This window comes from Kosakonia sp. MUSA4 (assembly GCF_013085925.1).
GTDB lineage: Bacteria > Pseudomonadota > Gammaproteobacteria > Enterobacterales > Enterobacteriaceae > Kosakonia > Kosakonia sacchari_B.
On sequence record NZ_CP025697.1, the window covers coordinates 839318 to 862902 of the forward strand.

The window sequence follows — 23585 nt, forward strand, 5'->3', positions numbered from 1 at the left end:
TACCCGGCGTTTCCGGAACAAGCCGGGTCTGACAGGCCCGTCAGAATTTATTCCTGGGCATAGCCAGCAAATACAGCAACGAGAAAAATAAGGCTCCCCAATAGATTGAATCGTATTGCCAGGGATCAAAGTCGATATGCAGGAAACCTTTTACGAAGCTTTGCCCATTGGCGAAGATATTAATCTGGATCGCGGCCATCGCGATGACAAACAGCATGTAAAAAATAAACAACGGGTATTTATGGAGTTTGTTGACTTTGATTTTCCCCATGTACAGCAATATAAAAATGATGGCAGAGATAACATAGTAAAGAACAGCGGGCCAGAGCGGGAGGGATTGAAAAATTACAATATCTTGCTGCATGATTAATTCTCTTTAGATATTTGATGCACTTTCCAGCCACGAACTTATTTTTGTCCCGGTTGTTCGAATACATCCGACAGTCCTTATCTGTTTGGAGCATGTAACCCGTTATCGTGTCTGTAAATATTGTTGCAGATTCCTGATTATATCGCCGTCTGAACAAAATATATTTGTACAGGCCGTGCTGATTTGCAAGGATCCAACGGGCATTTCAGAAGAGTGAACACATCAGGCTGTGGCTCAGGTTATTTCTTCTTATCTTCGTGGAACAGGAATGCCGGGATACTGGCCTGGCTGACCATCATTTTTCCGGCTTGTCCACCAGCACTTTTCACATCGCTGACTGCGCTTCCCATTGCGCCTGCAAGTGTGCCGCCGATATGAAGCCCAGCCCATGTCAGCGCGCCCAGCCAGAAGGCGGGTAGTACCAGGAACATCACGCCCATCACGATATTCATAATGAGATCGTCCGAGGTGTTTTGCAGGCCATACAGGTTGAAATAAGAGTGGGTTTCGCTGTCATAAATCATCTGCAACAGCCAGGTGTCCAGCCAGCGGGCCAGCTCCCACCAGAAACTGAGAAAGAACAGCGCGAATTGCACAAAGCTCAGCGTGATGAGCGTTTTCAGCTCCCAGGCGGAACACAGTAATATCAGCGGCAGGCAAATCACCAGTGCCATTTGCAGGAAAGCCTGCACCATGGGAAGCGCCTGGCGGACACTGTCAAACGCCGGGAAGAGTGCATAGCTTGATAACCCGGTACCGACGATACTGCCCAGGCGGCTCAGCGCCTGCGATGCGTTCAGATTATCCCCGGCATTGCCGCCGAAGCCGTTATAGACCCGTCCACCCTGCGATACCTGCATACTGCGCGGGCTGACCAGAGAGCGCAGTACCGCCTGCTCATATTGCTCTTTCGGCTGCCCCAGTTTTTGCAGTTGCTGCCAGAGCGAGGTATCCACCTGCTTCAGCAGGCGGTTTTTCAGGCCTGCATCACCGTCAGACCACCACGCTTTGCAGGTCGGGTAACCGCCATTGCCGGTATTGCTCAGGCCATCATCGCGGCTGGCATCATAAGACCACGCAGCGCGTGGAGATCGGGAATGATCGTGATCGTAATAGCCTGGCGTGGAGAGATAAAAGGGTGATCCCACCCAGTCCACTTCCCGGCTTTGTTCTTCGCTGATATTACTGGCCTGGCGTTTCAGCCGCGCGCGGGAAGGGTTATAGCAGTCATTAACGAAATCCTGTAATTCCTGCGCCAGTGCCGGATCGGCAAGCCGGGTGTGCTGCACCTCAAAACGCAACTGGCGCAGGTCCGGTTTACAGGGCAGCACGGCGACGGCGGCGCTGGTGACGCCTTTACTCATGGCGTGCATGAAGTACCACCACACCGGCACTGAGGCGCTCTGGCCGCCAAGTTCGTTAATCAGCGGCGCGTAGCCGGAATCGACAGGTTGTACGACGGAGTAGCCACACTGGCGGGTGCGCTGGCTGTCGAAGGTGAGGGTATTAATATCAACATTCAGGAAGGGGACACCGGCAAAGAAGATCACCAGCACGGCGCTGTAGAGTGAGTGCTCCATCCAGATGACCAGCAGGCGGGCCACATTGCCCTCATCGGCTCCCTGACCGCGCGCCTTCAGCCACAGGGCGATCAGTTTCGCCAGCAGGGGAAGGGCGAACAGCCCGGTTGCGGTCAGCGTTTGCCAGATACCGTTATTCACCAGCCAGCCCAGAAGGGTAAGAACATATTCGAAATAGCTGCTGGCGGTCATGGCTGGTTGCCCGGCTGCGGGTTATTCAGCCTGTTTACGCGGCTGTCACTGTTATCCGGCACTTCCACAGCCTGCCCCTGCAACTGGTCGCGCTGCTGTTTACGTTGCAGGATCTGGCTGGCGGTATTGCGCGTCAGCGCATGGCGGAAATCCAGCTCCAGCTTAAGCTGATTCAGCTCCTCATCCAGTTGCGTGGTGGTTTTGCCTAAAGTTTCCTGTGCCTCTTTTTCATTGGCAATCACCGGTTCGCGCATGCCTGCGAGCAACGTACGGCGGGCCAGCAGCGCCTGCTCGGTGACGCGGGCCAGTGCCAGTTCACCCGCCAGACGTTCCGTCAGCACTGCTGCATCAGGATCATCATGCAACGCTTCCACGATCCCCCGGGTGAGCTGCATGGAGCCGCCGGAGACGCTGGCCAGGTTATCAAAGCCCGGTTTCGTGGTGCCATTAACCAGATCTTTCAGTAGTGGCAGGATTTTTGTTTTCTCTTCGTCTATCAGCGGATGCAGGCCAACCCCGGCCTGCGCGCCGGAGCGTTCGTCCGTATTCTCTGCCGCAGGTGCCACGCTGATTGTCTGCTCTCCCACCACTCTGGTCATCCAGTCGGCCGCCTCGCGGGGGGATTTCCAGGTGGAACACAGTTCTCCGTCGCATTCCGCTGAGGTGAGTGATGATGTACTGGTGACAGGCTGGTGGTTGAGGATGTTCCAGCCCGCTGTTGTTGTGTCGTGGATCACTTTGATCGGGGGCTGGCCTTTGCCGCCGCGTTTTTGCCCACCCACCCAGCGTTTCCCCTTTTCGGCTGCTTCTTTTGCGGCTTTCTGGTCTGCGCGGATGGCATCGTTGTCGCTGGTGGCAATCGACTGGTAGTTCTCCGTTTTTGCTCCGGAAAACCAGGCTGAATCTGCGGCAAAATCGGTCATCTTCTCTGCCATTTTCTGGCAGTTCAGCAACGACTTATCAAAATCCAGCCGCCCCTGAAGGATGCCGTTGGTCAGCAGATCATACAGTTGCGGGTTAGCGCGCTGGATAATCATCGCCGGCAGGCCGGCGACCGCGCCGGTGGCGCTCTGGATAACATTCCCCATCAGTTGCTGGTAACCGCTGGTGATGCCATTAAGCTGGTTGCGCACGGTGGTATTGATGTCGAAATTGCCGCACATCATGTCGGTATTCCAGCCAATGCCCACGCTGAGCGGTGTTGCACTGCGATGCACCGGCGGCGGCATGATCGCTTCTCCGCCACCAATCTGGTAGTAAAGCAGGTCATCAACCGCCCCCCGTTTGCGGAAGCTGTAATCGTCTGCGGCCTGGCTGCTCCCCGCCAGCGCCAGCAGAACCAGAATGAATGCCCTCATCATCGCCTCCGTTTAGCCGGTACTACCGAGGAAAGTCTGCCCGCGGCGCGGGCAACATTTGTAAGGCCGCCACAGCGTCCATGCGTAAGCGCCATCCGCTGCCAGCTTGTCGGCATAGGTGTTGGTGGCAGAGTCATCCGGAAAAACGGCACAGGATGAGGATTTCTGGGGTGTCAGCATTTGCCACAGATGATTACTGCTGTCGCCTTCCTTCACCGGCGAGGGCGGCCAGTAACCGTCGTGGGATGACGCAGTCAGTGGTGAGTAGATATGCGGCTGCCCGGCGCGGGTCACCAGATCGGCCACGCGCTGGGCGATGACCGCAGCGGCTTTATAGTCATGCGTCTGGCTGATCGCCCCGGCGCGCGGAAAAATATTGCCCCACATGTCGCCATCTTTGCCCACTTCGCGCAGCCCGGGTGTCAGCGCTTCCGGCCAGGCCATCTCCGGCACACCGCTGCGCCAGGCAAGTGAATCCAGCGTGCTGAGAAAATAGGGCCGGAAGGCCTGAGGCGATGGCGCGCAGATATAGCCAAACTGACCAAAAAACTCAGCCAGCGCATCGCCTGCAGGAAAACCGATCGCATCGGCATTTTTAAACCGGATCTTACTGTGCTGGTATGCCGAACGGGGATGGGTATCGCCACCTCCTTCAGCAGTACCGGGCAACGGAGGGCTGAGCAGCGACATCTCTGACCACGGATTTTCCCCGGTTGCGCTGTAGGCTGATATCACCAGATCGGGCCGGAAGTGTTGGACTTTTACCGAGGTGCGAACGGTGCAGCCGAACGGTGTACAGAGTAACCAGTAACACACCCCGACCACCCGGTATTTCACACAGTCCGGCGACAGGGCAGAGGCCGCGATTTCCGGCGTAGTGATGGCGCTGACCGGTAATACGGTGCACAGCAGCAGGGGAAGTAAAAAGGTCAACCGGCCAGACATAATGGCTCCGTAGTGAGAGATTCGCCTTACGGATGTAACGCAACGCCGGGGAATTCACTGCAGGAAACTGGTATACCGTTTAAAAAATTGAACAGAACGAAGGAAGCAGCAAAACCGCGCTTCAGCGTGATTATTTATTTCTACCTTCGCCGCTGGCAGCAGCCAGCTCAGTTGGTTTTCATTATCTGCAAATAAGTCTACCGCCCGGTTACGCGCATAGCGCACAACCAGTGATGTCCTCAGGATGGACAACCCCGTCTCCAGCGCCATGACCATCACTGCGGCAATCCCCCAACTGACCATCCCCAACGCATTGGCGAATAACAAAATCATAATTGCCCTACTGCACGGCCTGGCACCTATCGCCTGGATCACGCCCAGCCGGGTTTTCCAGTCGGCGTTGGCTAAATCCCGCCCCACGCCGTGATGCCCGCAACCGCACTGCGCGGAATGTTCATGCAATGGCATCAGGGCAGTGATTGTCATTTTGCGCGGGCGCAGGCTTTTGAGCGTCTGATAAATCACAAATGCGCCAAAGCCACCAATTAACAAGGCGCTCACCTTCTCGACATACCACCGGTTGGCGCTGAGGTCGCCGGAAGCTAGGTTAAAAACCACCGCCAGAATGAACACAAACAGAATCGTGCTCGCCCCTTGCATCAGGTTCCCGATAAACGGCACTACCCTTGCCGCCAGCAGGCTTTCTCTATATTTGTGCTGAGATACGTGGTCACGACAAACTTGCCGTGCCCCGGGACGATGGCGTGCAACACACCGTAAATAAAAGCGCCCACCATCAACCACACCCCGCCACGGTATTCGTGGTTGTTCAGTTGCAGCAGATACATCACCAGATAGAGGTGCAGCGTGATTTGCGTCGCCAGACACCACTGGAGAAATACGGCCCAGTGGGCATGCAGCGTCATCCCCAGCCAAACCAGGGCAAGATCACCAGGCCCGCCGTCAACAGACGCCAGTCGCGCGTGAGTATACGAGTTGTCATAATTTTGCCGTGAAACGAAAACAATGTTGCTGGCCGGAGGTATCCCGCAACCGTCTGTATAGTTTTACTCAATTACCCTGAAGATACTCAATTCAGAATCTGAAAATGCCCCTGGACAGGCGATGAAATCCCCCCTGCGCACGATGGCAGTACGGTGAAAAACACGTTGCAAGTAGTGACGCCAGCGACGGATGAAGCCAGTGAGGGTAACCGGGAAGTAATGTACCGCAGTAACGGTGAACCGCCGCGCTACGATGTGTTTAAACCCCTGCCGCGCACCACTCGCCTCAGTGGTGCGCAGCATACTGATTATCTGTTTGTCGGGAAAACGCATCTTCTCTTCACAGGAGGGCACATTACTGATTTAAACACAACCAATACTGCCAGATATTAATAAATATAGCGCAGGTTAAATGCATTGTTCTGCCCGGCGCGAAATAAGGTAACAGAAGGGCATGAAATAACCTCCACCATAAAAATAGCGTTATTAATAACAGGCAATAGAAAGTTGTCATGTATTGGCAACTCATTGTCATGCCTTGCTTACATAGAAACTCATTTTTCATGTTTACATATCAACGTCATATTTCGAATCGAAATAAATTTAAGCGCTCCAGATATAACTATGCCCTAAACTGAGGTATCTATATGACGTTAGATATAAGCACCAGCAATGAGATAGATTTCATCGATCTAAAAAAAAATACATTTCCAGAACAATAATCAGGGAGGGTTTTGCGACAAAGAAAACCGACGTGCTTATTTCTATCACAGCATACAATGAAAGTGCATATATGATATGCAACACACTGGCGTCTCTTGCCAGAAACATAATTTATATAAATGAAAAACATCATGTGAAATATGAAATTAAAATATGCATCATATTTGACGGCATCGCTAATATATCGGGTGACACTGCTATTTTTTTAGAATCACTGGGGTATGAATTAAACAACACTGGTCATAATGAACTTTATCCCATGCTGACATTAAGTGAGAAAAAATTCGCTTCACCTGAACTACTCAGACAATGTGCAGACTATACTGATAACAAACATGTTGTTGGCTCAGATCATGAGATAAATTGTATTCTTGCATTAAAATCTGAAAACAGAGGGAAACTGGACTCCCATGCATGGATGTTTTTATCTATATGTGAGCAACTCAACCCGCGATATATTCTACAGGTGGATGCAGGAACCGTCCCTGCCACATCATGCCTGCTGAATTTGTTATGCGACATTGAGAGCCACCCGGACTATGCCGCTATTGCCGCATACTTACTACCTAAACCTAATTTCTTTGTTCCTGTGCATAAATCCTGGCAATACAGCAATTTCGTCTGGGATAAGATAAATTTTTGGCCGGTCGGTTATCTACTGGGATACCTTGAGGTCATCCCCGGGGCATGTAGCCTCATTCGATGGGAAGCCGTTAATAACGGTAATCCAGGACAGCTCCCGCCGTTATCTAACTATTTTCGCGGCTTGTCCCCCGCTGGCCTGCTTCAGAAAAACCTCTATCTGGCGGAAGACCGTGTTCTTGGTTTTGAAATTATAAAAAATGGTGATCGCGAATATAAGATAAAGTTTAACCCCACGGCAAAAGTGGAAATCGATAATTGCAATACTTTTTCGGAATTGATTCTACAGAGAAGACGCTGGATAAATAGCACATTATCAGCGCGATTATATGCCTTGTCCCAGCTACCGGGAATCATTGTTAACAACAATAAAGGAGCATTTTATAAATTTAAAATCATGACATCACTATATTTATCTTTAATTAATATGGCTGAGATGGTTCTCATGCCAGCCGTATTCAGTATATTATTATTTTCTACATTTGAGAAACTGGCTGCAAATTTACCAACCTGGGTGAATCTCCCTTATATATCCTATAGTGCATTCTTCTTCTCTTGGGTGGGAATAATTATTTTTGATGCTTTTGTTTCTCCGGTGAAAAAATATGGAAAAATACTTCATCACTTGCTATTCTTCCCCATATTCATAATGTTTGCATTTTGTTTATTAACTATTCTCACCAATACTAATTTGGTTTGGTTCTATGCAGTAACAGCATTCCTCTTGATCTTTTCGCTGGCTGTTTTGATACCGACACCTTCTTCAGCGATCCATTTTTTTAAATGGATTTTTATGCATTTTATTTTTGATGCATCTATCTCGTTTTATTTAACCAGCTATGCGCTGGCAAACTATAACGATACCAGTTGGGGAACGAAAGGATTAAATAACAATGAAAAAAAACGAAGTACAACAAGAAAGGTAGCATGGCTATCATGCTGGGTGATAGTGAATATGATAGTTTCATTTTTTCTCATTAGCATCGACTATACACAAAGGATTTTTTTGTTTACCGTACTAAGCGTATATATTATGGGACGTTCATCATTATGTTCAGTTCTAACTTTACTCATTTACTCTATGAAGAAAATATCTCGCAACCAGACTAAATATTGATACGCTGGCGTTCATTATTCCTGCTTAATAAGGGTAAATATATTGCGTATTCACAAATAATGAACGCCAGCTTTTTCGTCCATGTGGTGGATGACCAATCAAAAAATTATTGAAAATGGCAGGGTTACAGTTAGCTTAATGTTTTTTTGAGCCTGTGGCGTATTATTAAAACCATTGCTGTAACCCGTCATTCCACTATGGTTAGCATAGTATACATAACGAACTTTTACTTTTCCTCCCGAAAAGAATCCACTCTTTGCCAGATCATAATTCAGATACACAGCCACAGCAGACTCATGGATTCTCTTCGTCTGGTCATAAACTGGATCAGAGCCGGGCCTGACATCCCAGCCAAAGGCATAACTGGCTCCAACGGACCACCCGGATAACTTTTGCGCATCCAGAGCGTATTTAACACCAAAAAAAACAGCCTTCTCCCCGTTAGCATTGAAGTCAGAAATTGAATCCCAATCAAAATCCATCCGCCCCGCTGAACTGGCGTAAACAGGAGTGAGCCTTGTAGTAAAATATCCCTGATTTCCTGCTGCCTTAACTTGTGTCGCTTCTATTCGGTATTCAAAAGGATAGTTTAGATAAAAAAGCGCCATTCCTTGTAACCATGCCACACCATCATAGAGATTGTTATCTGATTTATTATTCACATTATCAGTGGCCATATAAAGCTGATAACTTAGCTTGAATATTCTATCATTTTCAGCATACTGACTATATGTTGTTTTCCATAAATACTGCGAAATATAACCTCTGGATCTTCCGTAAGCGCCCTCAAATAACCATTTATCATGCTCATAACTACCACCGATAGAGTCGATAAAGGATACGGGAGTGTATTTATCCACCTGGCGAAATGAATAAAAATGAGCATACCATGGTGCTTTATATCTATCGGCAATAAAATATGATATTTTAAATTTATCATGAGAAAAAACATTTTTGTTAAACCCTAGTTCAATACCTCGATATGCACCCTGTACTATATTCCAGTTGGATGCAATCAGTGTTTGGCCTGAGGGGATAATATAGCCGGCATTCAACCAGTAATTGCTATACTTTAATTTCATGGCTGCTTGATAAAGGCTACTTCCACTGCGATCACCTTGCCATTGTTCATCCCAAACAGTATTTGAATCGCTAATACCAATTTCATCTAATGTATTTTTCCCTCTGGAGAGTATTTTTTGAGTCTGATAATAACTTAAATCCATACCAATAAAATCATGGTAATAGCCTGACTGAAAGTTTAAACTTATAGCAGATGTTATATGATTCATACTAAGTTTATAACCATTACCATCAGGTAAATCTTTTTTTAACTTGCTAATGTCAGAGTAATAAAAAATACCATCAAGCGTTGAGTCACTGATGAAACCAGATGCCAGAGCATGGTTAACATGATAAGAAAGAATTAAAACAAAAATTTTTTTATCTATCATAATAGACATTATTTACATTTCTCAATTTTATGCCATAACCTATATCGTTATGAGTAAACACCTTGCTATTCATAACGAATGAGTATTAATAAAAAAAAAGAAAAAGTAAATAATCGCAATTTCACAAGTCATGACATTGCATTATCTTTTAATGACAAAAAAGATGATTATTTAATACAGATAACAGCAGAGACCATTGGAATTTTTAGCATCATTGAAATACAGACCCACCCAACCCCTCCCTGGGTTATATGAATCTCGTTCAGATGATACAATATTATTGTTTATATTTTATTCACTATGCTTCATTGTTTAAACTCCGATAAACACTGGGGGCGATCCCGAACCACCGAATACAAACCCGGCTAAAACTACTAATATCCTGATATCCTAACAGAATGGAAATGTATGATAATGAATATTGAGTGTGTAATAAATAATATATAGCCATCTCTTTTTTCACATCAGACAGAATATCTTTAAAATATATACTTTCCTTTTCTAAACGACGCTGTAAAGTTCGTTGAGTCATAAAAAGCGCTGCTGCGACAGATATAATAGTGCAATGTCCTTTTTTTATTTGTTCTTTAACAATTACTTTCACTTTTGACTTGAAGTTTTCTCTGGACTGGATTTCCAGATGTAATTGTGACTGGCCTTCATGAAATTGCTGCAATATTTCATTTTTTGTCATAAGAGGTTTAAGTAAATCATCTTCATAAAAAGTGATAGAATTTACTGCCATACCAAACTGGATCGGACAACTAAACATATTTTCGTATTTTCTGATATCGGCTGGCTTTTCATAGCAGAAACTTATAGAATATAGCCTCAACGAATCTGAAATACCCAGCCATTTACAATAGGCATAGACACAAGCTACTCCGGCATCATAAAAATATCGTAAAAAAGACTTAATGCTATCCAGTTCATCACATTGACTAAACGTTAAGCAATAGGTATATTGCCCGGATTTAGTCAGAGTGACATTGCCACCGTTATACACCAAAGCCGAAAAGCGGCAGAAGTTTTCCAGAGCATGAAGCAAATTATTACTGCTCATCATTGTGTAGCTTAATAAATCAAAATAACTGGGGTGAAAATAGTCATGAAACATCAAGCCAATACACTCATCGCCAGACATATCGGCAGCCGCATGAAATAATTTATGTACAATCGTGCTGGGTATATATCTATTACCTGCTTCTATAATCGCTTTATCTATATCCGCCCTGATGAATAACAAGCCAATATCCAGTCCCATATTTTCTAATGCATGAGACATCATCTTTATAAAATTTTGATTAACCTGATACATACTGATTCCTTACATTACTCCCCAGACTGTAAATGCAGTGAGGCAGTAAACTGTAGTGGCACAGTAAATTTGGCCACCTGGATAGAGGTGATATCATCGCCTCATAGTTAAAAACCAATGCTCCATTTGGATTTGGAGTACATAATTATTTTCTGGTACCATGTCGTACTGTGGTGGTAGAAATAGATAATAAAGAATTAAATTTACATCGAGGAGATGTGATCTATATTAAAGCTGTAACGAACAATATAATTATCGATCCCTATACTGGTAGGAAATATAAACATGACAGATATTTCTTTGTCGGAGATATAGGTGGAGATCTTAAGGGAGACAATGTTGATACTCTTTGTGGATTTAAATACAGCTGCCTCTCCCCGTTTACAGCCGGTGACAAAAAAAAATATAAACTGTCTACAGCCATAGTGATCAATGGCCCGGCAATCAAAGAAAAACTGACGCGTATGCACTTGCAAACGAGCTACAGATAGTGGTGGATAGACACTGCGCTGTAATGTGTGGCTTCGGGTGCAGGTAAGTTAATTCCGGTTTAACCGTTTTTCGGATCTTCCTCAAAAAAGTAGAAACAGCCCGTATACGGGCTATCATACCGGACTGTATCAGTTTTTACCGACAGCAAGCGGGATTATGGCCTCCATTGCTGCAGGGCAGATCAGTCCCTGTCGGGGACTGAATGCCTGTCTCCCCGGCGCCAGATATAAATCCAGAGACAACAGCCTGGTAATTGACGTTTCTGCGCTCAGGTGATCACTTTGCCTTTACCGTGCGGGTGATCAGGTCCTGCCGTTCACGCATATCATTCATCTTTTTTCTCCTGCACACACCGTGCTTGCTTCGCCGGATACCCGCATCACGAGGTGCCGTCAGGCTTCCGGAACTGACAGAAAACGGATCTGCGTGGCGGAAAACGGAGGGTGCTTACATTGTAAGTATCCCGCCTAAACGGTTTTTCCAGTCGTAGCCAGAAAACAGGTAATACACGTTTTGCCGGTATGCAGTTGTGGGTCCGAAAGAACACTGATGTCAGTCAGTTTTATTCAACGGATACTTTATAAGTGCTGCATACCGATTTTTGACACTACTCTCATCCGTGGAGGTAAAAGAGGCGTTATTAATACGATATTTACCATCAATATAAATAGAGGGAACTGAGTGAAGTTCAAGAGCCTCAGCCAGTGAATCCTGAGTACTGACCAAAGCGTTAACCTTATCACTGCTCCATGCCTTTTTAATCTCACCTAAAGGGAGCTGCTTACTGGTCAACAGCTCCTGAATATCATCAACCGAGTGAACCGCATGTGATTTCTGGATCGCATTAAAAATTTTCGGCTTCACCTGTCCGGCTACCCCCTTCGTCTCTGCAACAGCCCACGCACGGGTAAGCTCCTGCCCCAACGGATTTATTCGTGAGGTATGATACTGGGTGAAGCTGATCCCTGCCGGGAGAGAAGCTTTTATAAAGCTGTTTAAATCGGAGCCAACCTCATAGTAATAGCAATGAGAGCAATTAAATGAAATGAACTCAACCACCCGGGGAGCATTCAATACAGGATGTTGTTCGACAAAATAATCCTTTCCTGCAATGAACTCCTCAGCGTATGTGAGTTGCGGGAGCAAAACTGAAAGAAACAGTAGTATTTTAAACATACAGACTCCATTTGAAATGGTTAAACCGATCAATGAAATTGTTGCTTTTGAATATTCAGCAAATCAGAGTACTCACCGCTCTGCGACTCAAGGACAGCAGGAGTACCCTCCTCAACAATGCGGCCCTTTTTAAACACAAAAATTTTAGTCGAATGTTTCACAGAGCCCAGGCGATGTGTGACCATGACAGACGTCTTGCCCGCAGCAATCTGACTGAATTTTCGGAAAATATCTGCTTCAACTCGAGGAACCATTGCACTGGTGGGTTCATCCAATATAACCAGACTACCATCGGCATAAATAGCGCGGGCGAGTGCCAGTCTTTGCCATTGCCCCCCCCCCCCGATAAGTCCGTGCCGGAAAATTCTTTTCCGATTAACGTATCAGGCTGAATAGACTCGTCAAATTCAAACTGCGCGTCATTACAGGCTTCTCTGAAGGTAATTGTTGTTTCAGATTTATCATGGGTGCCAAAAGTTACATTATCCATTATGGATACATTGTAATGACCAAAGCTTTGCCACATATAAATTTTTTTATCTATTGTTTTTGGGCAGATATCATAAAAGCCTATAACGTTACAAATTTTGTTCAGTACAGACTCGGTACCTGTACTGCGTGGTTTATACACAACAGAAAAGTTTTTGGCTGAGATCCTGATTGGTTGTCTGCCATTTTCATGCCGGTCGCCACCAAGTATCTCCATGCTTACCCAATCGATCCCATCGGAGAAACCAAACTCTTCCGAGATTCTCCCGTAATCGTCAGTAAACCTTTCCTGGTATTCCCGGATGTTTCCAATAGTTGAGTTAATTATTTTCAAAGCCAGTGATGTGATATATAATGTTTCAGATTGTAGTTTACCCTGCCATTTATTATTTTTATCTTTAAAATGGTTTTTATAGCGATCGCATTCACTGCTTTCTTGCTGCCTAAGCCATTTATCAAAAGAAACCACAAAGTCATGAAGAAATATTTGATCCAGACATTCAGATATGGTTTCTGACATATTTGAAAAATTTAGGCGCTCCATGCCAAATGTTTTCAACAGAGACATTGTTTTTTCGTTAAATGTTTTTAAGTAGGGTATGTAGATATAGGCACGATAAGGTTCAATCACGGGTAATTTCACTTGTTTATCCTTTTCTGGATGAGCGGCGATAATCTGCCGCTCATTTGTTTTCATCAATGAAAATTTTTAACTATAGAAAAGCTCGTCAACTTCAGTGAATTCCTTCAGAAGTGTCTCATCAACACTACCAGCCGTACAGTCGCATGTTCCACTTGCGCAGTCCTGACCGCTATTAGCCATGTAACCGCGAATTTCAGTGATCTTAGTTTCCTTTACTTCTACGATTCTTTCCATTTAAAGCCTCATGAAATAATAGTGAAATTTATCAGGCAGATCGTCACTTGTTGATGTACATCCATTTTTTTATATACTTAATCAAACTTGGTTAGGTGTGATCAAGATCACATAAAAACACTATTGTATATTTGTGTAAATACGGATTTTTACTACTGTCTGAGATTTATCTTATTTTCATCTTTATCTTTTTTTGAAAAGCGTATTGGTAACAACAAAATAAATTAAGTTATATATAAAATGATATTTTAATCATGCTGATTCACGTTCGGCTTAGTAAGCCAATCTAAGATGTAACACAATATTTTATGTTAAAGTAATCTCAGTATTTTCAATGAATAAGTTTGGTAATTGATATAAACGGGTTGGTGACGGAATCCTTCCATTATATAAAATTACTTATCCTTCAACTAAGCACACAAATGGATATGCTTATGCATGATTTTGCTATAGGACTTTCACCCCTGATTTTTTACCTTGTATGTCACCTGGCTCTGGCTGTCGAAAGCCAACCTGTACTTCATAATGAACGCTCCCTTCCTGTGAGCGCTCTGAACCGTCATATAGGGAAATCTTCTCTATACGGACTCAGTGGGTCTGGTGACATTATTTTTCTAAGCGACTCGGCGGGTTATAAAAATGCCTACAGACTCAGTTTACCGGATAAGCAACCCAGCCTCCTTTTTCGCAAAAATTTTTTCAATCATCCTATCGCCAGAATTTACCCCCTCAATGATGAATTTATTTTTATGGCAGATACAGATGGCAATGAGTTCTATCAGCTCTATTATACTAGGCCAGGTTTAAGCTCTCCCCTTTTGCTTACTGACGGAAAGTCACGTAACCAAAGCGTGGTCTGGTCTCGTTCAGGTCACTTCTTTGCCTATTCGAACACGTCCAGAAATGGGCACGATATGGATGTTTATATTCGTCGGGTGGACTCATCGCCGGTAAGGATCACCACATTTGATGGTAGCTGGTTTCCTGTTTCCTGGTCGCCTGATGGCGACCGGCTGGCCATCAACAGATACATTTCTGAAAATGAATCCATAGCCTATATATACGACATACGCCTGAATAAATTTATATTCACCTTTCCATCTGGGAATACTGTCAATTATCAGAAACTAGAATTTACTGAAGATGGCACTAAAATTTTATTTCTGTCGCGCAGTAATAATAATTTTATAAACCTTCAGCTTCTGGATCTTGTCAGTCATAAAATATCAAACCTGACAAGAGACATCAAATGGGATGTGGAAAATTTCGTCATATCTAAAACAGGCCATGTTTACTTTACTACCAATGAAAATGGCTACAGCAGAATTAACACTCTGAATCTAATGACCAGAAAAAATAACCCGCTGCGAACACCACAGGTGGGTGTTATTTACAATCTTTTGCTTTCCAGGGATCAAAAACAACTTTTCTATTCGGGTGGAAGTATAAACTCTCCGACGAGCATTTATAAACTTACACTTGCGTCTCAGAAAAATTCAAGACTGCTTCCCCCTGGTTTTGAAGGAGGGCCGACCGGTAAAATTCATACACGTCTGATTACTTACCGTTCAGGTATTGATCACCGACTCATCCCAGCCTTTGTTTCTCAGCCATCTGGAGCGGGACCTTTCCCTGTTGTAATAAACGTACACGGTGGTCCGGAATATCAGGCGCGTCCCGAATTTAATGCCCTGAACAGTTACCTGGTCAACAACATGCATATCATAGTAATTCAGCCTAACATTAGAGGTTCTTCTGGCTATGGCGTTAATTACATGAATTTAGACAATGGTATTAACCGACAAAGTGCCATCGCTGATATAGGTGATTTGTTGACCTGGGTACAAAGAAACAAAAACATCAAAAAAAATAAAATCATCTTAACCGGCGGTTCTTATGGCGGTTATGTTGTTCTTGATTCATTAACAATCTTTCCAAATAAAATCTGTGCAGGAATTGATCTTATGGGGTCTGCAAACCTCATTACTTACCTGGAAAATACGCAAGACTATCGGAAGGATCTGCGTAGAAAAGAATATGGAGATGAGCGCATACCGTCAGTAAGGCGTTTTATGTCGCAGACGGCACCTGTCAACAACATAACTAAAATTACGTCCTCTCTTTTGATTGTAGGAGGCGTCAATGATCCCAGAGTTCCCTTTTCCGAAAGTCTTTCAATGTATCAGGCTTTAAAATCCACCGGTCATGATGTAACTCTTATCAAACTCTCCAGAGAGGGGCATTTTATTAATGGGGCTGTTGATCGTGCCAACGTCTTGTCTGCGCAGGTAAATTTCATCAACAAAGAATTAAACCTGTGTAGATAAATTTTCATCCAGCAGGACGTTTTGTGGCTTACCGGATACGAGACAGGTAACGACCATGAGCCGGACAGCACTGGACATTAAAGGCGCCGGGGCTACATGGAAAGGTGCGAAAATTGACTATACCCTTTACCAGCTTTACCCTATCACAGAGAGCAATCCAGTTCCCCCATTGACAGTTTTTCAGCAGCACGTCAGTGAATGTGCCGCAGTTAAGTGCTAGTGGAAACCAGAATAAATGGGGGTTATAGCGGATTCCACCGGAGCACCCTGTGTGGCTGACAATATAATGGTCGGTAGCCAGTAACCCCCATTTCTTCTAAACACAACTCACTCGCCTGTCTCAGACTTCCCCGAGGTTTTGGTCGAAGAATCACTAAGCGGTTTTCGCGGTTTACGTTTCCCGTTGACGTAGCGGCCGGGCCAGATCGCTGCTGGTGAGACGTCCAGTGCTTTGGCAATAAGCCATTCACCTTTCGGCCACGGTCGGGTCAGGGCATTGGATAGCGTCGAAGAAGCGAGTCCTGCTTCACGGGAAATTTTCGCCAGGCTGGTGCCGCGTTTGCGCAGTGCGGCGATGATATCGGCGGGGTGCCAGTTTTGTTCGGTCATTTCGGTTACCTTTATGAATTCTGATACTACGTTTTTCGTAGTATCAAAGTTGTTAAAAAACTACGAATCTCGTAGTTATGGAAAGAAAGCACAGACAACGGGATGTTTTCATCCGCCGCTTAAAAGAAGCCCGGCAGCGCTTAGGTATCTCCCAGGCCGCTGTAGGAATCGCTGCGGCTATCAATCCGGAGGGTGCAAGCACCCGTTTTAACCGCTATGAGAAAGGTGTTTATGAGCCTGACATGGAGACCGCAGGGCGAATAGCCGATGTGTTGAATGTCCCTTTGCCATGGCTGTTTGCTGAAGATGAGAACCTTGCAGAACTGATCCTCAACTTTGCAGCACTTCCTCCCGACTTTCAGCATCAATTGCTGGAGACATCTCGGAAAATGGTTAACGAATTGCCTGACGACGACGCTTAAAATCTACGTTGCCTGTTACTTGTCATTGTCATACTACGTTATTCGTAGTATCCGGATCAAGTTAAAACTACGAATATCGTAGTTATGAATACTACTAATCATTACAACGACATTTTTTGCCGACGCCTGAAACAAGCCCGGGCGGCGAGTGGGCTTTCTCAAAAGCATTTAGGGATCGCCGCAGGTATCGATGAATTTGTCGCCAGTACCCGGATAAATCGGTACGAAAAAGGTGTGCACGAACCGGGGATGGAGATTGTGCAAAAGCTGGCAGAGGTGTTACAGGTACCGCTTGCCTATTTTTATGCTGAAGATGATGGCCTGGCGGAGTTAACGTTGTTGTATGCCTCAGCGAAAGCAGAAAAGAGAAGTGCCTTGTTAGAATATGCGAAAAAACTATTCAGTTAGTTTTCATTAAAATCAATAGTTGTGCTGGCGGCTGACAATAATCGCCGCTTCTACTTCATTGCATCCTTGTTCCTTCATTATCCGCATCCGTTCCGCTTTCTCATGTTTCTCGGTCATAGCCAGCGCCAGATACAGGGCAGGGGGAACAACGCGGAATAAGGCTTCCACGCGCTGTGACAACACCACGCCTTCGGTATATTGCCCCGGCGATTTCACGGCGGAGCGCAGAAGTTGCCTTTGCTCTTCGGTCAGGGCTTTAAACCGGCACACCTGATCGATCTCTTCGGGCGGCATCACCAGCAGTTCCCACCACTCGATCATATTGAGCAGTTTCTTCGCCTCATCGGGAAAATCCGCCAGGTTTTGGGTGGCGAGCCACAGCCAGATGCCGAGCTTACGCCACATTTTTGAGCCTTTGGTGAGAAAGCGGGCCAGCAGCGGATTAACGGTGATGATATGGGCTTCGTCGGTAATATTAACGACAGGTCGCGCAAGGTGCTGATCGCGCTCGCCGAGGTTATTGATATGGTTAATCAGCGAGATATAGCTGATGGCCAGTTGCGCCTCATAGCCTTCGCGGGCAAAGGTGGCGAGATCCACCAGAGTGATATCCGCTTCTGGCCACATCTGGCCCTCATGGTTAAATAACTCGCCTTCAAACCCGGCGCAGAACAGGTTGATGGATTCGGCCATCTCGTAGGCCCGCTGGCGGCGCGCTTCCGGCAAGCCGGTATCGTGAGAAAGCGTGAACAACTCGTCGCGGATATCCTGCGTCAGCGTCTGGCGTTTCTCTTCATAGCTGGTGTGCGCGGCGGTGATAATTGCCTGGCGGATCATCGCGCGATCCGGACGGGTGAGGCGTGCATCCTCTTTGGCTTCGCCGCCGGTTATCATCAGCCGGGCGGTGATTTCCATTTCGCCGAGCACATCACGCTGATCGTCAGTGTTATCCTCTTCTTCTTCCGGCGGCTCGGCATCATTGATTGCTTCTTCAACCAGTCGCCATGCATCGGCAAACAGGGGGAGAGTGATCCCCGCACCGGGGCGCAGGCTGATTTTATTGACACTCAGCCCATGTGCTGCGGCGTAGTCGGCCATCAGACCGAACGAATTCCCGGCTTCAATGATAAACAGCCGTGGACGATGCAGTGCCATCAACTGGGCAATTTTGGCGTTAAGAGTGGCGGATTTGCCCGCGCCAGTGGGGCCGAGCAGGAGCAAATGGCCATTCTGGGCGCGATCCAGTTTATTCAGCGGATCAAAGCACAGCGGCGTACCGCCGCGATTGAAGTAGCAAATGCCCGGATGACCAGTGCCGGTTTCGCGTCCGTAAAGGGGAAGCTGGCTGGCGATATGCTGGACGAAGTTCAGCCGGGTATACAGGCCGCGGGGATCGCGCATCGGATCGAAACACATAGGTAACCAGCGCTGCCAGTGGCTGAGCGGAGCGACTTCGTGCTGTTCCTGCATCGGCACCAGTCCGGCATTCAGCAACAGGCTGTACAACTGGCGCTGCTGACGGAATAGCGTATCGGTATCCGGTGCATTGAGATAAAAGACCAGCGCGCTGCGGTAAAGTTTATGCCCATCTTTCAGGTATCGACGCACCTCATGGCAGTCGCGGCGGGTATATTCAGAATCGGTGTTGTCGCCTATCGCGCGGTCAGACAGGCGGCTGATATGCTGCTCCAGCTTGTCCTGCGGATGCACAACCATCGTGAGGTTCATTATTGTTCCACCTGGCAGCAGATCGAAAAGGGCATTGATGCCATCCCCGCGCGCGGTCTCCCCGGTCAGCAAGCCGGGGAAGGGCGCTTTGCGCAGGCGATCGACGCAGACCGCTTTGTGCGGGCGATTATCCAGCCACCAGACACCGTTTTCCGAATCTGAGCGCGGTTCATTCGCCATCAGGCGTTCGGCAAAATCCGTCATGACGGGAAGCGGTTCCTCATCCGGCAAATCCAGTTGTTGCCAGAAGACCTTTTTGTCTTCCGCTGGCGGTGCGGGATTAAACCAGCGCACCAGCCAGCGGTGGATATCCTGTTCAACCTGGCGGAAAGCGGCGATACCTGCAGCTTTCAGCCCGGCGGTGAGCCGTTCGCAGATATTGTTGAGCGCCTCTTCGGGTGAGAGGGCTTCTGGTGAAGGTGCGGGAAGCCAGCGGTAGACAACCATCCGCGTCCGCCGCCATGTTGCCCGCCAGCGGGTACGGGTGACGGTGGTATCCAGAAACATGCCTTCTTCGCGGGTAAGCGTTGCCATATGGTTCGCCATTTGTGCGAGCCATTCCCGGGTAAGGTCGGAATCGCGGATTTCCGCTACCGCGTAGGCTTTTAGTGATGCCAGCCATGCTTCGCTGTCGTCTTCATCCTGGCAGAAAAACTGTACCACCCACGGAGCGCGTTCATGTTCATCGAATGCATCCTGCAGCGCGTCGGTGACGGTATCGCGTACCTGTTCGAGGAAGGCCGGAGAGCGCCCCTCCGTACCGACAGGTTTCAGTTCAAATACGGCTCCCACAGAACGGCCATCTTCCAGTAACAGTGTTTGCGAGCCGGGTAAAAACTCGACCCACGGCAGCCAGTCGATAAACGACGGGCCTTTCCGGTAACTGCTGTTCAGTGCCTGTTGCGACAGGCCACGACGTTGATTCATAGCGGTGTCAGCCGTTCACCCGGCAGGGCGTACTGCGTGCGGGTGTAAAAGGGGAAAACGGTGCTGTAGCCGGGAACGGGCGTGTTGCCGTTGAGGTGCGGAAACACGTACATCACCATATCCGGGTTGGGCAGGCGCGGGAACTGGTTGCGTATTTCGCTGGCAACATCGCGTGTCCAGGCGGTGTGATCCACTGGATCTTGCGCCGGGCGACGCAGTTGCGCACGAGCATCCAGCAGGGTTGCGTTGCCGCCGCTTTGTTGCTGCCACAACGTTAACATGCTGGCGTCAGGCGCGACCGGCATCAGCGTCTCCTGCGAGGTGCTGCATCCGATCAGCAACAGTACAGTGATAAGGGTGTAACGTATCATTCCAGCCCTCCGGATGCGGTGGCGTGCTGATATTTCACCTGCCGTCCTTCCGGCTCGTAGTCGATGGACAGTGATTCACTGAGATGCACCGCTACCTTATGTCCGGGCGGTACATACACGGCGTCAAACATCTGGCCGTAATGTTGTTTCATCCAGTCGGCGGTCTCTTTTAGCCCGCCGCCGATGGCCTGACCCAGCACGTACTGCCCGCTGTTTCCCGTCACCGCGCTGGTGATGCTGCCACCTTCCACCACAGTGGTGCTCTCACCGTTCGCGAAAGCCTCGGCCGCTGCGCCGGAGCCTGCCAGCAGGAACTGGGAAGTCAGGTACTCCTTCGCGTTGCTTTTCCGTTCGCCGGGAATGCATGGCAGCCCCTGCTCATCGGAGAGCCAGCCAATCTCCTGCTGTTTGTTGCTGGATTTGCCCATCTGCGGCACGGTACGGATGGTGCCGTCGTGGAAGACAAAGGTCAGGGAGGTGATTTGCCCGCGTACACAGGAAAGCGTCCAGTCGCCGGAGGCAATACCGGAAACTACCGCACCTGCCACGTCCGGCAGTTCGATACCATTGGCGGTGAGGTTGTCTTCGCCAATCAGCAGTTTGAACGGGTAAGGATCGCTGACGGTTCCGTTAAGCGGCACACGGCCGATTAACGCGGTCATGGCAACCGAGCCGGTGAGCGTGGCATTCTGCGGCAGCGTGTAGACTTTGACGTCTGGTTTGGGCTGCGGTTTTTCTGCTGGTTTCACCGGAAGGCGAAGCAGTTTGTCATCAATCACTGGAGGCGCATCCAGCGGTTCCAGCCAGCGGGTTTCGGGCTGTACACCAGCAGGCTGTTCTCCGGGCGCAAGCCCCAGTCCGGGGGGAATATCGCCCGGGTGTTTTTGTGCCACACGGTCGAGTTTATCCAGCAACCCTTGCTGGCTTTTCAGCAACTCATCACGCATCTGATCCTGCTGTTTACGCATATCGTCGCGTAATTGCGACGCCAGCGTATTCTGTTGCGCCTTTAACTGCTTCTCCCGTGCCTGCTGGCTTTCGTTATTACTCTGTATGGACTGAAGTTCACGGCGATACTGCTTCATCTGGCCGACCAGCGTCGCGACAGTATCGGCGGGTGTGTCGCCATCAATCCCCAGATCGCGAAGCTCCTGGGGGGTTAATGCCGCCACGGTGCGGGACGGGGATTGATCGGTAATGTTTCTGGCCGTCGGACGCAGTATCAGCCAGAGGGTGATGAACACAATCAGCGGCAGCAGGATTTTCAGCAGAATGCTCTGGCGTGGCGTCATGGTTTCGCCTCCGGTAGCAAGGCGCGGGAAACAAGGCCTTCCGTCACCAGATAGACCACGCTGGTATCTTCCGGCTGACCCTGCGGGCCGAGCCAGCCATGCTGGAAAACGGCGGCGGTAAAGTGTCCCTGCAGTTCACGGGGATCGAGCGTAACTGTCTGCGCGCTGCGGTTTTGCAGGCGAATGGCGGTCACCGTCGTGGTATTGATTTTCCATGCTGCCATTGGCGCGGCGGTGATGGGGTGCTGCGGCAATAATGTGGTGATGTTTTTCGCTAGTCGGACCGGCGCAGGCGTGACGCCTGCCAGAGCTTCAACACTGCGCAACGGTGCATAGAGGTTCTGCGCGGCGTAGCGCACCAGCAACACCGGTAACGGTTCGGCTGATGTCGCGGTTGTGGTTGATGTGTTGGCTGGCGTTTGCGGCGCGTAGTCAATCTGTACCGGCTCCAGCGGCGTGTCATCCTGAATGGCCTGAATATCCAGCAGGATCAGTTCACCGCTTTCGGTATCGCGGAGCTGGATACGCGTGGCCGGAAAGGGGACGTTTGCCAGCAGGAACACTTTTCCTGCGGCACTTTGCAGACGGATTTTGCCTTCAAGTGTTGACGGATAGCCGATGCGCACCGGTTTGCCCGCATCCACAATGCGCTCCTGCCCGACATGCAGTGTCACGGGAAGCGGGATGTGCTCCCAGTGCACCACTTCCGTGGCCAGAGCGGGCAGGCTGCACAGAAACAGCAGAAGTAAAAGCCTCATGGTTGTGCCTCCGCGACAAGACGCTGCGGCGCGGCATCGGTGCAGTCAATCGCCAGCCCCCACGGGTTTTTCTCCGCATCGATGGCATAGCGCACTACCTGCAACGGGTAGCGTACCAGCGCTTTTTTTACCGGCTCGTTCTGGTAATACTCTTCAACCGCGATATCCAGCGTGACCCGCCAGTTGTCGCGGCTCAGCATCTCCACGCGTGGAGTGGGACGTTTTGCTGCATCACGTACCGGGCTGCTGTAGCCGTGACCAGGCAGCTCATAGATGCCACGCGCGCGTTCACGCAGTTCGCCACCGTTGCGCCGGACCGTGAAATCACGCTCAAGCCAGGTGTAACAGGCTGGCGTCAGGTAAGCGCGCAGCGAATGAAGGTTGCGGGAGTAATCCTCCTCACCGTTGTTCGGCCAGCGGTTGAGTTGCTGGAAGATATAAAAGGTAAAAGCGTAGACGCTTGCTGGCGGTACTTCCCACCACGGGCGTGTGCTGCCGGTGCGCAGATCCGGGGGAAACCAGAGGGTGAGTTTCTGCGGTGCGCTGTACCAGCCGTAACCGACACCGGTAAGGCACAGACACAGCAAAACAATCACCGCCCGCAGCGTCAGGATATGGTTATCGCGCTCGGCCAGCGCGTGGCGAAAACGGCTCATCGCGGGCTCCTGCGTATCACCCATACCGCGCTGTGCTGGATCAGGTGTGTGCCACGAAGATGGTGGCGCTCAAGCCAGGCAAGGAATGCCTGTTGCAACCAGCTATCCGGTTTGCCCCGCTTGATACGCGCCAGGGTACGGCCTCCGCCCTGAACCAGTAACGCCGCGCCGGCCAGTGCCGAGCCGGGGATCAGCGGCCAGTAACCGGACAACAGGGCCAGGACGATCCCGCATGTCGCTCCACCACCCAGACCGCCCGCAAGCGCCAGAAAAAGCTCGCTGGTGGTCAGGCCGCGCCAGACGACAGGTTCGCGGTTGAGACGGTCGGGAAGGAAAGGAATTGTCGCCAT

Annotated in this window: 21 protein-coding genes and 2 pseudogenes; 7 read left to right on the top strand and 16 right to left on the bottom strand. The window is 48.7% G+C overall.

Annotated elements, in window-relative coordinates:
* Positions 1–136 precede the first annotated feature (136 nt).
* Entirely contained in the window at positions 137–370 is a 234-nt protein-coding gene (locus tag C0557_RS03905; RefSeq protein ID WP_208657546.1) for a hypothetical protein, read from the top strand.
* 239 nt (positions 371–609) lie between these two features.
* Here C0557_RS03905 and C0557_RS03910 read toward each other — a convergent pair whose 3' ends face one another.
* The 4 genes and pseudogenes from C0557_RS03910 to C0557_RS03925 form a co-directional block, all read right to left on the bottom strand.
* Positions 610–2142, bottom strand: coding sequence for a conjugal transfer protein TraG N-terminal domain-containing protein (locus C0557_RS03910; protein ID WP_208657547.1), 1533 nt, complete (start codon positions 2140–2142; stop codon positions 610–612).
* The gene (locus C0557_RS03915) at positions 2139–3500 is read right to left on the bottom strand and encodes an integrating conjugative element protein (RefSeq protein WP_208662776.1); all 1362 of its coding nucleotides are present in this window, start codon (positions 3498–3500) and stop codon (positions 2139–2141) included. The genes C0557_RS03910 and C0557_RS03915 overlap by 4 nt, the downstream gene beginning before the upstream one ends.
* A 12-nt stretch (positions 3501–3512) precedes the next feature.
* Positions 3513–4445, bottom strand: coding sequence for a TIGR03756 family integrating conjugative element protein (locus tag C0557_RS03920; protein ID WP_208657548.1), 933 nt, complete (start codon positions 4443–4445; stop codon positions 3513–3515).
* Between the two features lie 141 nt (positions 4446–4586).
* Positions 4587–5448, bottom strand: a pseudogene (locus C0557_RS03925) (nickel/cobalt transporter); the annotation flags it as partial.
* A gap of 154 nt (positions 5449–5602) precedes the next feature.
* Here C0557_RS03925 and C0557_RS03930 point away from each other — a divergent pair.
* Entirely contained in the window at positions 5603–5842 is a 240-nt protein-coding gene (locus C0557_RS03930; protein WP_208657549.1) for a hypothetical protein, read from the top strand.
* Positions 5843–6203: 361 nt separating this feature from the next.
* Positions 6204–7931, top strand: a complete 1728-nt coding sequence (locus tag C0557_RS03935; protein ID WP_208657550.1) for a hypothetical protein — start codon at positions 6204–6206, stop codon at positions 7929–7931.
* A gap of 98 nt (positions 7932–8029) precedes the next feature.
* On the opposite strand, the gene C0557_RS03940 is transcribed toward C0557_RS03935, so the two are convergent.
* Together C0557_RS03940 and C0557_RS03945 are read right to left on the bottom strand one after the other, a co-directional pair.
* The gene (locus tag C0557_RS03940; protein ID WP_208657551.1) at positions 8030–9394 is read right to left on the bottom strand and encodes an OprD family outer membrane porin; all 1365 of its coding nucleotides are present in this window, start codon (positions 9392–9394) and stop codon (positions 8030–8032) included.
* Positions 9395–9683: 289 nt separating this feature from the next.
* Positions 9684–10703, bottom strand: a complete 1020-nt coding sequence (locus C0557_RS03945) for an AraC family transcriptional regulator (RefSeq protein ID WP_208657552.1) — start codon at positions 10701–10703, stop codon at positions 9684–9686.
* 218 nt (positions 10704–10921) lie between these two features.
* On the opposite strand from C0557_RS03945, the gene C0557_RS03950 reads away from it, so the two are divergent.
* The gene (locus C0557_RS03950) at positions 10922–11194 is read left to right on the top strand and encodes a hypothetical protein (protein WP_208657553.1); all 273 of its coding nucleotides are present in this window, start codon (positions 10922–10924) and stop codon (positions 11192–11194) included.
* Between the two features lie 553 nt (positions 11195–11747).
* On the opposite strand, the gene C0557_RS03955 is transcribed toward C0557_RS03950, so the two are convergent.
* From C0557_RS03955 to C0557_RS27625, 3 genes and pseudogenes are all read right to left on the bottom strand, one after another.
* Positions 11748–12371: a DsbA family protein gene (locus tag C0557_RS03955; RefSeq protein ID WP_208657554.1), complete on the bottom strand. Its 624-nt coding sequence runs from the start codon at positions 12369–12371 to the stop codon at positions 11748–11750.
* Positions 12372–12400: 29 nt separating this feature from the next.
* Positions 12401–12736: an ATP-binding cassette domain-containing protein gene (locus C0557_RS27620; RefSeq protein ID WP_217273289.1), complete on the bottom strand. Its 336-nt coding sequence runs from the start codon at positions 12734–12736 to the stop codon at positions 12401–12403.
* A 206-nt stretch (positions 12737–12942) separates the two neighbouring features.
* Positions 12943–13557, bottom strand: a pseudogene (locus C0557_RS27625) (DUF4135 domain-containing protein); the annotation flags it as partial.
* Positions 13558–14171: 614 nt separating this feature from the next.
* On the opposite strand from C0557_RS27625, the gene C0557_RS03965 reads away from it, so the two are divergent.
* A complete protein-coding gene (locus tag C0557_RS03965) occupies positions 14172–16064 on the top strand; it encodes a prolyl oligopeptidase family serine peptidase (protein ID WP_208657555.1) in 1893 nt (630 codons plus the stop codon).
* Between the two features lie 327 nt (positions 16065–16391).
* Here C0557_RS03965 and C0557_RS03970 read toward each other — a convergent pair whose 3' ends face one another.
* Complete coding sequence (locus C0557_RS03970) at positions 16392–16673, bottom strand: helix-turn-helix transcriptional regulator (RefSeq protein ID WP_208657556.1); 282 nt, start codon at positions 16671–16673, stop codon at positions 16392–16394.
* A gap of 77 nt (positions 16674–16750) precedes the next feature.
* Between C0557_RS03970 and C0557_RS03975 the strand changes: the two genes are divergently transcribed.
* Together C0557_RS03975 and C0557_RS03980 are read left to right on the top strand one after the other, a co-directional pair.
* Entirely contained in the window at positions 16751–17095 is a 345-nt protein-coding gene (locus tag C0557_RS03975; protein ID WP_208657557.1) for a helix-turn-helix domain-containing protein, read from the top strand.
* Between the two features lie 84 nt (positions 17096–17179).
* The gene (locus C0557_RS03980) at positions 17180–17503 is read left to right on the top strand and encodes a helix-turn-helix domain-containing protein (RefSeq protein WP_208657558.1); all 324 of its coding nucleotides are present in this window, start codon (positions 17180–17182) and stop codon (positions 17501–17503) included.
* Positions 17504–17515: 12 nt separating this feature from the next.
* On the opposite strand, the gene C0557_RS03985 is transcribed toward C0557_RS03980, so the two are convergent.
* The 6 genes from C0557_RS03985 to C0557_RS04010 are packed head-to-tail and all read right to left on the bottom strand — an operon-like array spanning position 17516 to position 23585.
* Positions 17516–20158, bottom strand: coding sequence for a conjugative transfer ATPase (locus C0557_RS03985; RefSeq protein ID WP_208657559.1), 2643 nt, complete (start codon positions 20156–20158; stop codon positions 17516–17518).
* Positions 20155–20529, bottom strand: a complete 375-nt coding sequence (locus tag C0557_RS03990; RefSeq protein WP_208657560.1) for a TIGR03751 family conjugal transfer lipoprotein — start codon at positions 20527–20529, stop codon at positions 20155–20157. Before C0557_RS03990 ends, C0557_RS03985 begins: the two co-directional genes overlap by 4 nt.
* Positions 20526–21821, bottom strand: coding sequence for a TIGR03752 family integrating conjugative element protein (locus C0557_RS03995; protein WP_208657561.1), 1296 nt, complete (start codon positions 21819–21821; stop codon positions 20526–20528). The genes C0557_RS03990 and C0557_RS03995 overlap by 4 nt, the downstream gene beginning before the upstream one ends.
* The gene (locus C0557_RS04000) at positions 21818–22579 is read right to left on the bottom strand and encodes a TIGR03749 family integrating conjugative element protein (protein ID WP_208657562.1); all 762 of its coding nucleotides are present in this window, start codon (positions 22577–22579) and stop codon (positions 21818–21820) included. Before C0557_RS04000 ends, C0557_RS03995 begins: the two co-directional genes overlap by 4 nt.
* On the bottom strand, positions 22576–23235 hold the full coding sequence (locus C0557_RS04005; protein WP_208657563.1) for a PFL_4703 family integrating conjugative element protein: 660 nt from the start codon (positions 23233–23235) through the stop codon (positions 22576–22578). The genes C0557_RS04000 and C0557_RS04005 overlap by 4 nt, the downstream gene beginning before the upstream one ends.
* Positions 23232–23585 carry a TIGR03750 family conjugal transfer protein gene (locus tag C0557_RS04010; protein WP_208657564.1) on the bottom strand — a complete coding sequence of 118 codons (354 nt, stop codon included), beginning with the start codon at positions 23583–23585 and terminating at the stop codon, positions 23232–23234. Before C0557_RS04010 ends, C0557_RS04005 begins: the two co-directional genes overlap by 4 nt.

Bases quoted from the DNA above. Each gene is read 5' to 3' on its own strand.
- C0557_RS03990 (WP_208657560.1), bottom strand. From the start codon at position 20,529: ATGATACGTTACACCCTTATCACTGTACTGTTGCTGATCGGATGCAGC.
- C0557_RS03975 (WP_208657557.1), top strand. From the start codon at position 16,751: ATGGAAAGAAAGCACAGACAACGGGATGTTTTCATCCGCCGCTTAAAA.
- C0557_RS03910 (WP_208657547.1), bottom strand. From the start codon at position 2,142: ATGACCGCCAGCAGCTATTTCGAATATGTTCTTACCCTTCTGGGCTGG.
- C0557_RS03945 (WP_208657552.1), bottom strand. From the start codon at position 10,703: ATGTATCAGGTTAATCAAAATTTTATAAAGATGATGTCTCATGCATTA.
- C0557_RS04005 (WP_208657563.1), bottom strand. From the start codon at position 23,235: ATGAGCCGTTTTCGCCACGCGCTGGCCGAGCGCGATAACCATATCCTG.
- C0557_RS03955 (WP_208657554.1), bottom strand. From the start codon at position 12,371: ATGTTTAAAATACTACTGTTTCTTTCAGTTTTGCTCCCGCAACTCACA.
- C0557_RS03940 (WP_208657551.1), bottom strand. From the start codon at position 9,394: ATGTCTATTATGATAGATAAAAAAATTTTTGTTTTAATTCTTTCTTAT.
- C0557_RS04010 (WP_208657564.1), bottom strand. From the start codon at position 23,585: ATGGCGACAATTCCTTTCCTTCCCGACCGTCTCAACCGCGAACCTGTC.
- C0557_RS03965 (WP_208657555.1), top strand. From the start codon at position 14,172: ATGCATGATTTTGCTATAGGACTTTCACCCCTGATTTTTTACCTTGTA.
- C0557_RS04000 (WP_208657562.1), bottom strand. From the start codon at position 22,579: ATGAGGCTTTTACTTCTGCTGTTTCTGTGCAGCCTGCCCGCTCTGGCC.
- C0557_RS03980 (WP_208657558.1), top strand. From the start codon at position 17,180: ATGAATACTACTAATCATTACAACGACATTTTTTGCCGACGCCTGAAA.
- C0557_RS03970 (WP_208657556.1), bottom strand. From the start codon at position 16,673: ATGACCGAACAAAACTGGCACCCCGCCGATATCATCGCCGCACTGCGC.
- C0557_RS03915 (WP_208662776.1), bottom strand. From the start codon at position 3,500: ATGAGGGCATTCATTCTGGTTCTGCTGGCGCTGGCGGGGAGCAGCCAG.
- C0557_RS03985 (WP_208657559.1), bottom strand. From the start codon at position 20,158: ATGAATCAACGTCGTGGCCTGTCGCAACAGGCACTGAACAGCAGTTAC.
- C0557_RS03905 (WP_208657546.1), top strand. From the start codon at position 137: ATGCAGGAAACCTTTTACGAAGCTTTGCCCATTGGCGAAGATATTAAT.
- C0557_RS03995 (WP_208657561.1), bottom strand. From the start codon at position 21,821: ATGACGCCACGCCAGAGCATTCTGCTGAAAATCCTGCTGCCGCTGATT.
- C0557_RS03920 (WP_208657548.1), bottom strand. From the start codon at position 4,445: ATGTCTGGCCGGTTGACCTTTTTACTTCCCCTGCTGCTGTGCACCGTA.